We start from the raw sequence: 15,643 nt of genomic DNA, 5'->3' as shown, positions 1-15,643 counted from the left end.
GTTTGTCCTTTAAATCGTGTAGTGAAGTTGGCCCAAAAGGCGTTCGTGGTACTGCTGCAATGCGGAAAGAGGGAGGTTGAAAATCTCCACCAACCGCTCGTGGCATGTTTCGTAAAATAGAACCAGAGGGTCGTTTTGCCCCCCTTGGTTAAGGATTTGAAGTTCTCCCTCTAAAACCTCCAAAATCTCCCCGACAATGATAGCTTCCGCGGGTTTGGCGAGGTGATAGCCCCCGTGGGCACCGCGAATACTCTCCACTAAACCCGCCCGACGCAAGATGCTAAGGAGTTGCTCAAGGTAATTTTGGGACAACCCCGTTTTGGCGGCGATGTGTTTAATTTGCACGGGCGTGTTTTCTTGTGCGAGCGAGAGTTCGTACATGGCGCGAAGTCCATAAGCGCCTTTCGAAGAAATGAGTGCCATGGGTTATCCTAATACCGATGCGATGTCGTTGATGAGATCATCAGTGTTTTCTAGGCCAATGCTTAGGCGAACGACACGGTTGTTGACTCCTGAAGCTTCCAATTCAGTTGCAGAAACTTGTTGGTGTGTGGTGCTTGCGGGGTGTGTTATGAGTGACTTAGAATCTCCAATGTTGACTACGACACTAAAGATTTTGGTCTCATTGACGAGGCGTTTGGCAAGTTCTTCACTCTCAAGTTCGACATGGATAAGCCCTGAAGCATGAGGGAATTTAAAATAACGGTTGAGTTTTGCGTGGTGTGCGTCGCTATGAAGTCCTGGGTAGCCCACTAGGGTAACACTAGGATGTTCGTGTAGGTATTGCGCTACTTTTAGCGCACTTTCGCTGTGGGCTTTGATGCGCACAAAAAGGGTTTCAAGGCCTTGAATCAAGAGCCACGAATTAAAAGGCGAGATGGCTGCTCCAATGTCGCGAATGAGCGACAAGCGGGCGCGCAAGGTAAATAACGGAAAAGGAAGTTGTGCGTACACAAGGCCATGATAACTCTCATCCGGTTCGTTAAATTGGGGGTAGCGGGGGTTGTCGATGAGCAAATCATTTAGTCCTTTGCGCTCTGTGATGATGCCACCTATAGCCGTGCCTTGGCCGTTGATGTACTTGCTCGCACTGTGGACGACTACGTCGACACCAAGGCTAAGGGGTTGGCACAAAATAGGTGTAGCAACGGTGTTGTCACAAACGGTCACAATGCCGTGTTTTTGAGCGACTTGCACGATGGTGTCAAACTCACTGATAGAGATGTGTGGGTTGGAAAGGGATTCAAAGAAAATGGCCTTTGTGGACGCATCAATCAAGCCTTCTAGATCTTCTGCTTTATCGCTATCAAATAGTTTTGCGGTAACGCCAAATTGTTTAAAGGTGTGGGTTAGGAGGGTGGTAGCACCTCCGTAAATTTTCTTTGCCACAAGGATGTTATCGCCCGCTTTGGCGAGGTTGGCAATGGCATAAAAGATAGCAGATTGCCCACTTGCTGTAGCAAGAGCCGCACTGCCTCCCTCTAGGGCCGCCATGCGTGATTCCAAAATCTCAGTGGTTGGGTTGTTAAGACGCGTATAAATAGGCCCAAGCTCCCGAAGAGCAAAGCGGTTAGCGGCGGTTTCAAGACTACCAAAATCGTACGCTGTGGTTTGATAAAGTGGCACAGCCATGGTTCCAAAAGCCGCCTTATCGTACCCAGAATGCAGTGCCTGTGTTTCTTGCGTCATGTGGTTTCCTTTGTTTAAAATTGAAGTATTGATGAAAGTATAGTAAAGTTCTTTGATAATGTCAAGTAAATTAATAAGAGTAGTCAAGATTAAAGAGAAAAAGTAAAGAGAGTGGTATAATAGACAAAAATCTTTACATGTAAGGCAAAACCATTGAAACCTTTTCATATACAAGAAAAAGAGCAGCGCGTGAAATATGTGCGTGCCTTAGAAAGATTTGTTAAATCCGCGGCCGCACTACTAAAACGTGAGGATTTTAATTTAGAACTTTTTATACTCAGGATGCAAAAAAATTATACTGTACTAAGTAAAGTCCCTGCTGTTTCTCTTGATTCACCCTATACGCGCGCCTTGGAAGATTATGTCAATTTTGTACTAGAAACCATCAAAAATCCTCAAGAAAAAGAGGTTGTGTTGCAGGTGCTATTAAAAGAAGCCAATGCTATTCAAAAACTCAAAACAACTAGCAGCTACAAAAAAAACAAACACCGCTCCAAAATCTACGATGATGGGTATTAATATTACATAAAATAATTTGTATTTTTTTATGTAAATATCGTATTTAAGGGTTTTTTTGCCCCTATTTTTATTCATTAATTATCTTTTTTTTGATTTTAGTTGTTTGTTTTTCATAGCCTAGTTTTATGATAAAAATGGGGTATATTTACCAAATATTCAGATAATCACGCTAAGGTTTTTGTTGCCATTTTTCTTCTGTTTTGCCACTTTGTCTGCCTAAAAAACAAGGTTTTGGCTTTTTGGCTAATGCAAGATATGATGTGCTATAATCCAACCTTTAATTAATGGAGACACATGTTAAAAGTAGACGAAAATGACCCTTTTTTGGGTTCCCCTAAATCAAAATTTTTTGACATATTATTACATGCAAACCGCAGTGTTGTAGAACATGAATTTGATCTCTTTTTAGACCGACACCTAGCCATAGAGACGTTGTTAAGTGAACGCCTAGGGGAGGATGAGTCTTTAGAATCTCTTGTTAAGGCGTTTAAGTATGAGCGCCAAGATGATTTGGAAGCAGGAAAGACGGACATGTATATCAACCTCGTGGGAGATATTTTAACCCAAAATGAATAACCTTTTTAAAGGGTTGCTACTCGCAGCTTTGACACTTTCTCTTCATGCAAAAGTTGAATGGGCACACCAATACCGTTTCGTGCTTGAAAAAGACGAATGGGCGAGTGTATTTGTTTACCCTGAGCATTTAAAAGACGAAGTCAACGGAGGACGCGAAGAGTACCGCTTCTCTTGGACGCTGTACGATACAACCAATCTGATTGTGCACACGCATTTTCGGGGGTTTCCTAAGCAACACACTCTTTCCTTGCGCCGTGGTCTTGAGGTAGTGCGGGAGCCTTTGTTGTTTGATCCTGCTAATAGGATTGCAGGAAAGACAGCGTTGTGGTTAGTGTTTGAAGATTTTGATACAGAGAAAAAAGTGGCATTTCTAGAAGTGTATATTGAAGATAGGCAAAAGCGTGTTTTGATTGAGTTTGATGATCCTAGAACAAGGCGGAATGAATAGGTGCTTGAATCAGTAGAAAAAACGATGGGGGAAATCGTCGCTTCTTTGGGCGATGCACGGGTGTGTGCTTTGTACGAAAGTGTCCCCAGTGGAAAACGGCTTCGGGCGAAGTTGATTTTAAGAATTGCTGGTGCGCATCCTGATGCGGTGAAGTTAGCGGCCATTGTGGAGCTGATTCATGCGGCAAGTTTGTTGCACGATGATGTGATTGACGACGCGCTTACGCGACGCGGGGTGGATTCTGTTAATGCCTGCTTTGGCAACAAAACCGCCATTATGCTAGGCGATATTCTTTACTCCAAAGGGTTTTTTGAACTTTGCGCCCTTCCTTCTGCGGTTGCCCAAACAATTTCTAATGCGGTTGCTTTGTTAAGTCTTGGTGAACTTCAAGACGTGGAACTTTCCCAAGCCTTTCACACTGATAAAACGGCGTATGACCAGATGATTTACAACAAAACCGCTTCGCTCATTGAAGCCAGCGCAAAAGCAGCAGCGCAACTTGTGGGAAAACCATGGGAACCTTTTGCGACGTATGGGAGAAATCTGGGGCTTGCTTTTCAAGTTGTGGATGACATTTTAGATATCACGCAAGACAGCCAGACGTTGGGAAAACCTGCGTTGAATGATTTTGCCGAGGGAAAAACAACCTTGCCATACCTTTACATGTATGAAGCATTAAATGCGCAAGACAAGGCGGTGCTCCTTTCGCTTTTTGGCGTGGTATTATCGCCCGATCAAGCGGTGTGGATTCAAGAAAAAATGCGCACCACAGGCGCTCTTGCGCGCGCAATCGACCACGCCAAAAGCCTTGGCAAAGAAGCCCTTGAAGCTATTGCCAAAACAGGGGTAGAGGGGCTAGATAAGGTCGTGATTCAGATGATTGAAAGAGAGTTCTGATGCACTATATGACGATGAGTTTCACGCACAAAAACACCGACATTGGGATTCGCGAACAACTCTCTTTTGCTTCACAAGAAAAACTACGCGACATGCTGTGTCGCATTGTTGTTCATCCAAGTCTTAATGAAGCCATCATTCTCTCTACGTGCAATCGTGTTGAAATCATCACAAGCGCCAAAGAGTGCAAGGAAGCACTAGCCCACATCACGAGCCAGTTGGTGGAAGTGTGCAAGGTGGATAAAGAGGACATTCTTGGGCGTGTGGACGTGTACGAAGACAATGGCGCCATCCATCACCTCTTTGCGGTTGCTTCCTCTCTTGATAGCTTGGTGATTGGCGAGACGCAGATTGTGGGGCAACTCAAAGATGCGTACCGTTTTGCCTATGAAGAAGGGTTTTGTGGCCTGAAACTCAGCCGTGCCATGCACCATGCTTTTCGCTGTGCTGCCTTGGTGCGTAGCCAGACAAGCATCTCTCAAAGTCCCATTTCTGTTTCGAGTGTTGCTGTTTCTAAAGCCGAGGAGATTGCAGGGTCGTTAGAAGGGAAAGAAGTGTTGGTGATTGGTGCGGGCGAGATGAGCACGTTGGCGGTGAAGCATTTGCTAGCACACAAGGCCAAGGTTGTGCTCATTAATCGCACCCCTGCGAATGCTTACGCCCTAGCGGCGAGTGTGGAAGGGGACGTGCGGGTGGATGATTTTTCCTTTTTAGGCGAATACGTCAACCGCTTTTCGTTCATCTTTTCTGCCACAGGCGCTTCTAAGCCCATTGTGACGGATGGGATGCTTTCTTACCGAGAGCATCCGCGTTATTTTTTTGATATTGCGGTGCCTCGAGACATCGAGCTTTCACCCCGTGCAAATGTGCAGGTTTTTGCAGTGGATGATTTAAAAGAAATCGTTTCGCGCAACGTCTCCCTTCGGGAAGAACAAGCCCAGGTAGCCTATGGCATTGTGGGGCGTTCGACCATCGAGTTTTTCAGGTGGTTACAAACTCTAAGCGTGGATCCCATCATCAAGGAAATCCGCGAAAAAGCCAAAAATTGCGCCATGCAAGAGGTCGCCAAGGCGGCAAAAAAAGGGTACATTCCCAAAGAGAGCGAAGAAGCAGTGATGCGCGTGGTGCATCAAGTCTTTAACGCGTTTTTGCATCGTCCTACTAAAAACCTTAAAGCCATTGCTGAACAGCCAGAATCCGATACCATTGTGCAAGCCATTCAATACTTTTTTGACATTAACGAAGAAGAAAACAAACAACTCGACCATTACCAATGTGACTATCAACTGGAGAAACATGCATGAGATTTTCTAACCTTTACGCCCCAACAACAAAAGAGACCCCCAAGGATGCCCAACTTCCTAGCCACATCTTTTTAACCCGCGCAGGGTTTATTCAACAAGTAGGAAGCGGTTTGTATAACTTTTTGCCTATGGGTAAAATTGTTTTTGATAAAATCCGCCAAGTTGTGAAAGAAGAGATGGATAACGCTGGTGCCCAAGAGGTGCAAATGGGTGTCGTAAGTCCTGCAGATTTGTGGCAAGAAAGCGGGCGCTACAGTGTGTTTGGCAAAGAGCTGTTGCGCTTTAGCGACCGTAAAGAAAATGGCTTTGTGTTGGGCCCAACCCACGAAGAAGTGGTGGTAGACATGGTGCGTAATCGCATTAATTCTTACAAACAATTGCCTTTGCATTTGTACCAAATCACCACCAAATTCCGTGATGAAGCAAGGCCACGTTTTGGTCTGTTGCGGGGGCGTGAGTTTACCATGAAAGACGGCTACAGTTTTCACGCGAGCCAAGAGGATTTGGTGCGTGAATTTAACCTTATGGAAGCCACCTATACGCGTATTTTGGAGCGTCTTGGCCTTAAGTTTCGCGCAGTTGAAGCAGATAGCGGGGCTATTGGCGGAAGCGGAAGCAAAGAGTTTATGGTCTTAGCGCCCAATGGGGAAGACGACATCGTGGTATGCGATGGGTGCAACTATGGTGCCAACATCGAAGCGGCAAAGCGCGCTAAAAAAACCACAACCCTCGAAGCTCCACAGGCTAATCCCGCCAAGTTTCACACGCCCAATCAAAACACTATTGAAGCAGTCGGCGCGTACTTACATGTAGACCCTTTTTATACCATCAAAGCGGTCATTAAAAAAGCTGTTTTTCAAGACAAAGAAGCTGTGGTGGTCTTTTTTGTACGCGGGTGCGACGCGTTACAAGAAACCAAAGCGCAAAACGCGTGCGGTGCCCTCGAACTCACCGACGCAACGGCGGAAGAGATCGAAAAAGCAGGGCTTATAGCAGGGTATTGCGGGCCTATTGGCTTACCTGAGGGCGTAGAGTTTTACATCGACCAAGAGCTTGAAGGTGAGGCTAACCTCATTTGTGGTGCCAATGAGCAAGACTATCACTGGGTGGGCGTGAAAGTTGCAAGCTTTAAACCTTCGCGTTTTAAGGATTTGGTCGCAGTGGAGGCGGGGGATTGCTGTGTGGCATGTGGCGGGAAGCTTGGCATCACCAAAGGTATCGAAGTAGGGCACATTTTTCAACTGGGTCAAAAGTATTCTAAAGCCATGAACGCAACCTTTTTGGACCAAAACGGCAAAGCACAGCCTTTTTGGATGGGGTGTTATGGGGTTGGAGTGAGCCGTTTGATTGCGGTGATGATTGAAACAAGCCACGATGAAAAAGGGTGCATTTGGAACCTTCAAACCGCCCCATATGCCGTTGAAATCATCGTTTCTAATACCAAAGACGAAGAGAGTTTGGCCTACGCCGTCTCCTTGTACGAGTCCTTAAAAGCCAAGGGCGTAGAAGTGCTTTTGGATGACCGCAATGAGCGTTTTGGGTTTAAAATGAGCGATTTTGAGCTCATCGGATTCCCCTATGCGGTGGTTGTAGGCAAGGACTTTAAAGAGGGCAAGGTGGAGCTTGTGAGCCGCAAAACTCTTGAAAAAGAGGGCATGGGCATCGATGTGGTCGAAGCGGAGATTCTAAGGCGTTTGGTGTGATTTATTTTATCCTTTATGTGTTTTTTGAAACCCTCATTAGTGTCAATGTCTTTAGCCAACTTGGCGGCCTTGGTGCTTTTGTGGAGATTATGGGCACGGCGTTTTTAGGTGCATTGTTCTTGGCCAACTTTCGCGCCACTCTTGCCCAAAGCTTGCAAGCCCTTGCCCAGCGTAATCTTACTCCTGAAGGGCTGAGCCAAATTAGCCTTTTTACGGTGATTGGGGCATTTTTGCTCATTTTACCTGGAGTTTTTAGCGACATTGTAGGACTTGCCTTGCAATTTAGCGCCGTGGCGACGTTGGTCTCTAAGCGTTTCGCGCCACCCGCTACTCGCCCTGATGGACGTACGCGTCGCGACCAAAGCGTCATTGACGTGGAGGTAATTGAAGAATCACCCCATACTAAAGAACTTAAGAAGGATTAATATGAAAAACATTATCATCGCCACCCGCGGAAGCCAGCTAGCCTTATGGCAAGCCGAACACATCAAAGCTTTACTTATGGAGCGGTACCCTTCTTTACATATAGACCTTAATATCATCAAAACAAAAGGCGATAAGATTTTAGATACGCCACTGGCAAAGATTGGTGGCAAAGGACTTTTTACCAAAGAGCTTGAAGAGGAGATGTTGCGCGGCAATGCCCATTTGGCGGTGCATAGCCTCAAAGACGTACCCGCAGAGTTTCCTGAAGGTTTGGCCCTTGTGGCACTCACTAAGCGCGAAGACCCCCGTGACGCGATGCTCTCAGAAAAATACGCTTCACTTGACGCGTTGCCCCAAGGTGCCGTGGTGGGCACAACCAGTTTACGCCGTCGGATGCAACTGCTAGCCAAGCGTCCTGATTTGGTGATTAAAAACTTGCGAGGCAATGTCAATACCCGCATTCGTAAGCTTAAAGAGGGGGAATTTGACGTCATCATCTTAGCAACCGCTGGCATTGTGCGCTTGGGGCTTCAAGAGGAAGTGCGCTATTTTGCGCCTATCGAAAAAACGTGGATGATTCCTGCAAGCGGCCAAGCGGCTTTAGGTATCGAAAGCGTGGACACACCAGAACTTCGCGAAATGTTAGCCTTTTTAAACGACGACGAAGCCATCATCGAGACAACCATTGAGCGGGATTTTGTGCGCATCTTAGAAGGGGGATGCCAAGTGCCTATCGGCGTGAACGCAACCTTGGAAAAAGACCATATACATGTAAAGGCTATGGTAGGTTTGCCAGATGCTAGCCAAATCCTCGAGGAAAGCCTTACATATAAGAGGGAAGAATACGCCCACGTGGGTGAAGTTTTGGCCAAACGCATGGTGGAACGTGGAGCACGTGCATTGCTTAAAGAGGCCGAAACTATGGCCATGACGGTTATTTTTAACGACTAGGAGGGGAAAGATGCAAGAAACCATTGATTTACTCAAACAGCACGGATTGTTACGGGTTATCGACGAACCTGTGGATATTGACTTAGAAATCCCTCACACAGCCTATGTGGAAGTCAAAAAACCCGACTCTAAAGCCTTGCTTTTTACTAAGCCTGTAAGCAAACGTTTGGGTAAAACCTTTGATGTGCCGGTGCTGATGAACGTCTTTGGTTCTTACGAAGCCACCCGTTTGTTTTTTGGCAAAGAGCCTGACGCGGTCGCTAAAGAAATTGATGATTTGTTACATGTAAAGCCTCCTCAAGGGTTTTTTAACACAATGGGCATGCTTGGCCAACTCTTTAACCTCAAAAATGTTTTTCCAAAACGCCTAAATTCCAAGGGTGTATGCCAAGAAGTAGTGCAAGAAAAGCCCAATTTGTACGACATCCCTGTGTTGACCACGTGGAGCGAGGATGGCGGACCTTTTATTACCATGGGGCAAGTCTATACAACCAGTTTGGATGGCACAAAGCACAATCTTGGTATGTACCGCTTGCAAGTGTACGATGAAACACACCTTGGAATGCATTGGCAAATTCACAAAGACAGTGCGCACTTTTTTCACGAATACAAACAAGCAGGGCAACCCATGCCTGTTTCTATTGCCATTGGCGGAGACCCGCTCTACATTTGGTGCGGGCAAGCCCCTATGCCAAATGGCGTGTTTGAACTGATGCTCTACGGGCTTATTAAAGAAAAAAATGCCCGCTTGGTTAAATCTTTGACTAACCCTATCTATGTACCTGAAGATGTGGATTATGTCATCGAGGGTTGGGTGGATCCAACACAAATGCGTATCGAAGGGCCTTTTGGTGACCACACGGGGTACTATACTCTTAAAGAGCCTTACCCTGTGATGGAGGTAAGTTGCATTACGCACAAAAAAAACCCTGTCTATTTGGCTACGGTGGTGGGCAAGCCACCTTTGGAGGATAAATACATGGGCTGGGCCACAGGACGGGTGTTTTTGCCCTTGCTTAAAACCACAGCGCCTGATTTGATTGATTATGAGATGCCTGAAAATGGGGTGTTTCATAACCTTATTTTAGCCAAGATGGAAACCCGCTATCCTGGACATGCCAAGCAATTTATGCACGCGTTTTGGGGAGTAGGGCAGATGAGTTTTGTGAAGCACGCGCTCTTTTTGGGAGCTGATGCGCCAAAGCTTGGTGATTATGACGCGGTGAGTGAATACATTCTTGACCGTGTTAAGGTGGGTAATATCGTGATTAGTGAGGGGGTGTGCGATGCCCTTGACCATGCTTCGCCTAATGCCTGCTATGGGGGAAAACTAGGTCTTGATTGTACCCAAGATAACGTTCCTTTTTTAGACAAAAAGATACTGCAAGATGGAGAGCTTTATGCTAAAATGTCGGCACTCGTTCCCGAGATTAAAGCAGTAAAACAGTACAAAACCCACACAAAAACACCCGTGTGTGTTATTGGGGTGGAAAAATCCTCTTCCATGGGAGAGGTGTACGAGGCCTTGAAAGTCCTCAAGGAACATGTTAAACTGCTTGTTTTTGTTGACTATGCGAGCAACAATGTTGCTAACCCCTACATGCTTGTTTGGCGTGCGGTGAACAACATGGATGCTTTGCGTGATGTGTACCTAGAAGAGGGTTACATTGCTCTTGATGGTACCAATAAAACGGCCCTTGATGGGTACGCGCGTGAATGGCCTAAAGATACAGATTGCGACCCTGCGGTGATTGCTTCATTGCAGGAGAGAAAAATAATTACCGTAACAAAGGAGTTTTTAAAACACTACCATGTCTGAACCTTCATCGCCTAAGCGGTGCTTTGTGGAGATGCGCATGCGCATTTTGGAAGTCACCGCGTATTTTTTTACAAGTCCTCAGCGTTGGGAGCGTGTGCTATGACGCTCTTGTTTATTTATGTGGCTATTGCTGTTGGGGTTTCGTTTGTCTGTTCGCTACTCGAAGCTATCCTGCTTTCCTTGAGCTATTCTTATATTCAAGTACTCAAAAAAGAACGTCCATCTGTTGGGCAATTGCTTGAAAAATTTAAGAAAAACATTGATGTCCCTCTTTCGTCGATTCTGATTCTCAATACGATTTCTCATACCGCAGGAGCAGCAGGTGTTGGTGCTGAGGCAGTGAAGATTTTTGGCTCTGAGGCAATGTTTTTTGTTTCAGCTATTCTTACGTTGCTTATTTTGTTTCTTTCTGAAATTATTCCAAAAACTATTGGCGCATTGTATTGGAAAGAGTTGGCTCCCGTTGCAGCCTTTGGCATACGATTTTTAGTTTTTGTTACCTATCCGTTAGTGGTTGTTTCTATTTTTGTAACTAAAAAAATTGCAGGAAACAAAAAAGGGCACACAATGACCCGTGAAGAGTTCTTGCAAAGCGCACTTTTGGGAGAAAATGAAGGTATTATTGATGAAAAAGAGTCTGACATCATTGAAAACACCTTGCAGTTGAGTAAAAGCAAGGTGTACGATATTTTGACTCCCCGAAGCGTGGTGTTTGCGGTGGAGAAAACCATGAGCGTACGCGACGTGCTTTTAAAAGAAGAGGTCCACAAGTTTTCGCGCATACCCGTGTACGAGGGTAGTATTGACAATGTTGTTGGCATGGTGATGGCAAAGAAGATTTTTCAAAAGGCCATCATTAATCAAGACGTTGCCATTGAGAGCATCATGCAACCAATATTTTCGATTCACGAAAATATTCCCGTTTCGTATGCCTTAGATATGTTTATTAAGCGCCGTGAGCATATGTTTGTGGTCATAGACAGCTATGACCAAACGGAGGGTATCGTAACCCTTGAAGATTGTATCGAGACGGTGCTAGGTGTAGAAATCATGGATGAAGCCGATACGACCGATGATATGCAGGCGTTTGCAAAGACGCTCATGAAATTAAAGAAAAAACAACAGAAAAAAGAGATAAAAAAAACCCTTAAGCATATGATGCCCCAAGGGCAAGAAGGCCAATCTTCGTAAAATAATGGTACGATTTTTGCTTCCAAGAAAGGCAATCATCTTGGGCTAAAGCATGCATTTCATGCTTTAGCCCAATAAAGTGATGAATCCTGACCTTTGGAGGAAGCAATGCGAATTGCCTATAAGCCCCTAGTAGAACGCTACAATATCCCTCGGCCCACTTTGATAGAATGGCAAAAAAAAGCAGAAGACAAGACCCCTAATTGGCGCACAAAACACTTACAATACTTGCGCGAACAGTTGGAAATCGAAGAAGAGACCATTGGCGAAATTAACCAAAAAGGGATTTTACTTGAAGAGTATTTTTTGTGGGTTACTTTTTTGTTTTTTGAACACGCTAAACATCCTTTGCCTAAATCCACCTTTGCCCAAAAGTTGCGAAAATTTTCCTTTGTCAACGAGTTTGGCGTAGAGTACCAACACCCTTATGCAAAGCGTATTTGGCTCGAGGTTGACATGGATGGCAGGATGCAACGGGTTGCCCCTTATGTCAGTTTAGTGGAAGTGAGTGAGCGCCTAACCGCAGCACAATACTACTGCGTCCAGACGATATTGTTGCGGATTTTAGATGCCATTCGCCAGAAACTAAACACCAACGTAAAACCAAAACTCATTGGTTCTACTTGGCAAGAATTGCACATGTATGATAAAGCTTTTTCTGTGGAGACTTTAAAAAAAGCGTTAGCGCAAGAAAACCTCTCTTTCTAACAGGAGAGACACAATGCTCGGTGGAAGTTTTTTCTGGTGAACAAAAGTTGACTGTTTGGGTATTTGTGTTACACTTTTGCGAAAACTACCATGTAAAAAGCTTTACATGTAAAGGACGCAAAGATTGTGGCAAAGGTAAATAACAAATCAGAACTTATCTTAGAAGCGGCATTAAAACTCTTTTCGACCCAAGGGTTTTATGCCACCACTATTCCCCAGATTGCAAAATCTATCGGGATGAGTGCGGGAAATATTTATAACTACTACACTTCCAAAGAGCTTTTGGCGCGAGAAATTATTCGTTATTCTTCAAAAATGATTGCGGAAAAAATCCAAAAAATCAATGAAATGCCCATTTCTACGGAAGAAAAAATCCAAAAAATTGTCGAGGCCTACTTTCAGATTGCGGAAAAAAAACCCGAACACTTGAATTATTTTTTACGTGTTTTTCTCTCAAATAAAGAGGTCTTTAAAGACGGATGCGAAGGGATGCTTTGCGTGAGTGAGTTTATGACCGAACTTATGATTTTCTTTGAAGAGGGCGTGCGCAAAGGCGAACTTCGCAATCAGGATTTTTTTACCGCTTTTGGGTTGCTAATGGGCTATTTGGGAGGGTTTGTTTTTCTTAATGGAGAAAATACGCTTTCGCGAGGACTGTTAACCTATGTGGACGAGATTGCAGACAACATCTACCGTGCCTTGAAAGCAGAAGATGCCTGAGGCAACTCCCTTTACCATTGCATGGGTTCAGGGCCTTACATGTAATGGTAATAGCCACTCTTTGTTAAATTATACGCAATTTGCCTCTTTTTGTGAGGTTTTTTCTTTTTTATACCATCCCCTTTTTCCTTCCCCCTTTACTTTAAAAGCACTAATGGATTCTCCTGCTGCTATTGATGTGCTCATTATTGAGGGTGCTTTGAGTCATGATGCCTCTATGATAGAGCGCCATGGGATGGGGCTGGATGAGATTTTAGGTGTGCTGATGCCGCGCGCAACCCATGTGGTGTGTGTGGGAAGTTGTGCTTCTTTTGGTGGTGTGTTTAAAGAGCGTGATCCAGAGAAAATCATGGGTGGTCTTTTTCGAGGTGAAAAAAAAGGCGGCTTTTTTGGGGATGCATTGAAAACGCTAGCAGGCAATTCTCTTGTCAATCTTCCTGGGTGTCCGGTGCATCCTTCATGGGTTATTGAGACGCTTATGCTACTAAAGCACCGCCGCCCTTTGGTGCTTGACACTCTTTGCCGTCCAAAGGAAATTTATGCATACCTTGCCCACCATGGCTGTTTGCGTAATGAGTATTTTGAGTGGAAGGTGGATTGTGATACCTTTGGCATAAAAGAGGGGTGTTTGTTTTACGAGCAAGGGTGTCAAGGCCCCATGACACACGCAAATTGCAACAAAATTTTATGGAATGAGACGAGCAGTAAAACACGTGTAGGTAGTCCTTGTTTGGGGTGTACTGAACCAAGCTTCCCTAGGCAAACGCTTTTTTTGACACCCAAATACATGTCACTTCCCGCTGTTCCTGTAGGGATTTCTAGACGTGCATATTATGCCCTTGCTGGTGTTGCTAAAGGGTTTAGAATTGAACGATTGGAAAAAAGGCTAATGGATGAGGATTAGTAAAGAAATTATCACTAAAATCGAAGGAGAGGCAAAGCTTGAGTTGGCATGGGAAAACAATAAAGTTATTGATTCAAGGGTCTCTTTTTTAAATTTTCGCGGTATTGAGGAAATCTTAAAAGAGAGACACCCGCTTGATGCGCTTGTCATTACCCCTAGGGTGTGTGGTATTTGTTCCCATGCGCATATCAGTGCCGCTGTGTTGGCCCTTGAGGATTGTTACACCTCTCTTGGATACCCTCTTGAAATTTCAGCCAAAGCCAAAGCAATTCGCACCATTGTGCTCAATGCTGAAAAAATTCAAAACCATTTAAAATGGCTAATGGTTTCTGTTGTGCCAGAATTAGCAAAGCATGATAAGCGTCTCGAAAAAATTGTTTTGCCTCAGGGTAAGCCTTGGGTAGCAACACAAGAAGCATTTTCAAAAATTTTAAAAATGGGTGCTATTTTTAGTGGGCAATGGCCTCATGGGAGCTACGTGATGGTTGGTGGCGTCACCTGTGACCCTACACAAATGGACATTATGCAAGCACGCTTGCTTCTTGATGAGGTGGACAATTTTTGCGAAAAAACCCTCTTTGGAGTGGCCTGTGGAGAAATTGTGACCGAAAAAATAGTCTTTGGCACCTTAGGTCATATGCCGTTGTTGGGAATGATTTTTGAAGTGCTTGTCAGGGAACCTTTTGTGACACTTGGGCGAAGCTATGATAGGTTTTTGGCTTTGGGTTTTGATAATGGACTGGGTGCGCAAAAATGCCTTAAAACTCGCGTTGTGAACGCAGATCCAAAATATGTTAGTGAAAGTTTGGTCAACACCTTTTTTGAAAAAAATGGTCACACTTACTCTAAAAGTGCTCTGTATAAGAACAAATATTTTGAAACAGGCCCTTTGGCGCGCATGATGATACAAAAAGAGCCTTTGGTGCGGGAGATGCATCGTAAATATAAAGATGCACTAATCACGCGAATTTTAGCCCGAGTGATTGAGATTGCACACCTTGTGGTTCAAACGCGACACTTGCTTGATGCCCTTTGTATTGAAGAGCCTTCTTGTGTTAAACCTACTTTTCCGATTGAAACCTTAAATATAAAAGGGCAAGGTGTGGTCGAAGCGGCTCGAGGATCATTGCTACACAGGGTTGAACTACAAAAAGGGAAAATTCTCTCCTATGATATCATCACTCCCACGGTGTGGAATCTTGGAAATGGCACCAAAAAAGAACCCTCTGTGATTCAAAAGGCACTTTTAGGGGCTAGAAGTGTGCGTGAGGCCGAACTTGTTTTTAAAAGTCTTGATGTTTGTTCTGTGTGTACAACCCAGTAATTTTTCTTTGAAGTAAAACTCCTCTAGTAAACACTTTTTAAGGCTTTATTTCAATGTTGAAGTGGTACGTTGGACCAAGTAAATGTCTGCAATCTTTCTCGCTTTTTCCGTCATTCATACAACGGTTATAATCATCTGCTTTCTTGTTGAAATCACGAGGAGTAACGGTTGAATCAATAGAAACCTCTTTTTTTTGAGGGCGCGGCACACGTTTTTCTAAATAGGGATAATCATTAATGCTACTAACATAGAGTGCAAGCGACATACTAAATCCCAAAACCATGTGCAATTCCTTTATAATTATCATTAAGTTGATGTTCAGATTATTTTATCACAACTTCACCACTATGAGATTAAAATTAAATTAAAAAAATACTCAATTTGTCTTAAAATTATGTTTCGTTTCTACACTATTGTGCGGATGTTGCAGATAAATGAGAGGGGACTCATTGTGCTTTGTGGCA

General features: G+C 44.4%; 17 protein-coding genes. 14 read left to right on the top strand and 3 right to left on the bottom strand.

The annotated features are described in order from the left end of the window. Positions 1-9: 9 nt before the first annotated feature. Together JWV37_RS05265 and JWV37_RS05260 are read right to left on the bottom strand one after the other, a co-directional pair. A complete protein-coding gene (locus JWV37_RS05265; protein ID WP_205458727.1) occupies positions 10-423 on the bottom strand; it encodes an RrF2 family transcriptional regulator in 414 nt (137 codons plus the stop codon). A gap of 3 nt (positions 424-426) precedes the next feature. Next, entirely contained in the window at positions 427-1,689 is a 1,263-nt protein-coding gene (locus JWV37_RS05260; protein ID WP_205458726.1) for an O-acetylhomoserine aminocarboxypropyltransferase/cysteine synthase family protein, read from the bottom strand. A 153-nt stretch (positions 1,690-1,842) separates the two neighbouring features. On the opposite strand from JWV37_RS05260, the gene JWV37_RS05255 reads away from it, so the two are divergent. From JWV37_RS05255 to JWV37_RS05190, 14 genes are all read left to right on the top strand, one after another. Then, positions 1,843-2,208, top strand: a complete 366-nt coding sequence (locus tag JWV37_RS05255; RefSeq protein ID WP_240332034.1) for a hypothetical protein — start codon at positions 1,843-1,845, stop codon at positions 2,206-2,208. Positions 2,209-2,502: 294 nt separating this feature from the next. Then, positions 2,503-2,784, top strand: coding sequence for a DUF2018 family protein (locus tag JWV37_RS05250; protein WP_205458725.1), 282 nt, complete (start codon positions 2,503-2,505; stop codon positions 2,782-2,784). Then, positions 2,777-3,232, top strand: a complete 456-nt coding sequence (locus tag JWV37_RS05245) for a hypothetical protein (protein ID WP_205458724.1) — start codon at positions 2,777-2,779, stop codon at positions 3,230-3,232. Before JWV37_RS05250 ends, JWV37_RS05245 begins: the two co-directional genes overlap by 8 nt. Next, the gene (locus tag JWV37_RS05240; RefSeq protein WP_205458723.1) at positions 3,233-4,129 is read left to right on the top strand and encodes a polyprenyl synthetase family protein; all 897 of its coding nucleotides are present in this window, start codon (positions 3,233-3,235) and stop codon (positions 4,127-4,129) included. After that, positions 4,129-5,433 (top strand): glutamyl-tRNA reductase, encoded by a 1,305-nt coding sequence (hemA, locus tag JWV37_RS05235; RefSeq protein ID WP_205458722.1) that lies wholly within the window; start codon positions 4,129-4,131, stop codon positions 5,431-5,433. The genes JWV37_RS05240 and hemA overlap by 1 nt, the downstream gene beginning before the upstream one ends. Next, positions 5,430-7,136 carry a proline--tRNA ligase gene (locus JWV37_RS05230; protein ID WP_205458721.1) on the top strand — a complete coding sequence of 569 codons (1,707 nt, stop codon included), beginning with the start codon at positions 5,430-5,432 and terminating at the stop codon, positions 7,134-7,136. Before hemA ends, JWV37_RS05230 begins: the two co-directional genes overlap by 4 nt. Next, positions 7,133-7,561 carry an FxsA family protein gene (locus JWV37_RS05225; RefSeq protein WP_205458720.1) on the top strand — a complete coding sequence of 143 codons (429 nt, stop codon included), beginning with the start codon at positions 7,133-7,135 and terminating at the stop codon, positions 7,559-7,561. The genes JWV37_RS05230 and JWV37_RS05225 overlap by 4 nt, the downstream gene beginning before the upstream one ends. Position 7,562: 1 nt before the next feature. Beyond that, complete coding sequence (gene hemC, locus JWV37_RS05220; RefSeq protein WP_205458719.1) at positions 7,563-8,513, top strand: hydroxymethylbilane synthase; 951 nt, start codon at positions 7,563-7,565, stop codon at positions 8,511-8,513. 10 nt (positions 8,514-8,523) lie between these two features. Next, entirely contained in the window at positions 8,524-10,332 is a 1,809-nt protein-coding gene (locus JWV37_RS05215) for a menaquinone biosynthesis decarboxylase (protein ID WP_205458718.1), read from the top strand. A gap of 99 nt (positions 10,333-10,431) precedes the next feature. After that, positions 10,432-11,523, top strand: coding sequence for a CNNM domain-containing protein (locus JWV37_RS05210; protein ID WP_205458717.1), 1,092 nt, complete (start codon positions 10,432-10,434; stop codon positions 11,521-11,523). 108 nt (positions 11,524-11,631) lie between these two features. After that, positions 11,632-12,231, top strand: coding sequence for a hypothetical protein (locus JWV37_RS05205; RefSeq protein WP_205458716.1), 600 nt, complete (start codon positions 11,632-11,634; stop codon positions 12,229-12,231). Between the two features lie 126 nt (positions 12,232-12,357). Further along, positions 12,358-12,951, top strand: a complete 594-nt coding sequence (locus tag JWV37_RS05200; RefSeq protein WP_369407657.1) for a TetR/AcrR family transcriptional regulator — start codon at positions 12,358-12,360, stop codon at positions 12,949-12,951. Further along, complete coding sequence (locus tag JWV37_RS05195; protein ID WP_205458715.1) at positions 12,944-13,855, top strand: NADH-quinone oxidoreductase subunit B family protein; 912 nt, start codon at positions 12,944-12,946, stop codon at positions 13,853-13,855. Before JWV37_RS05200 ends, JWV37_RS05195 begins: the two co-directional genes overlap by 8 nt. Next, complete coding sequence (locus JWV37_RS05190) at positions 13,845-15,179, top strand: nickel-dependent hydrogenase large subunit (protein WP_205458714.1); 1,335 nt, start codon at positions 13,845-13,847, stop codon at positions 15,177-15,179. The genes JWV37_RS05195 and JWV37_RS05190 overlap by 11 nt, the downstream gene beginning before the upstream one ends. A gap of 37 nt (positions 15,180-15,216) precedes the next feature. Here JWV37_RS05190 and JWV37_RS05185 read toward each other — a convergent pair whose 3' ends face one another. Next, positions 15,217-15,462, bottom strand: a complete 246-nt coding sequence (locus JWV37_RS05185; RefSeq protein ID WP_205458713.1) for a hypothetical protein — start codon at positions 15,460-15,462, stop codon at positions 15,217-15,219. Between the last annotated feature and the right edge of the window lie 181 nt (positions 15,463-15,643).

The organism is Sulfurospirillum tamanense (assembly GCF_016937535.1).
In the GTDB taxonomy this organism is placed as follows: domain Bacteria; phylum Campylobacterota; class Campylobacteria; order Campylobacterales; family Campylobacteraceae; genus Sulfurospirillum_B; species Sulfurospirillum_B tamanense.
The sequence above is the reverse complement of the archived record's forward strand: the minus strand, read 5'-3'. Positions and strand labels throughout refer to the sequence as shown.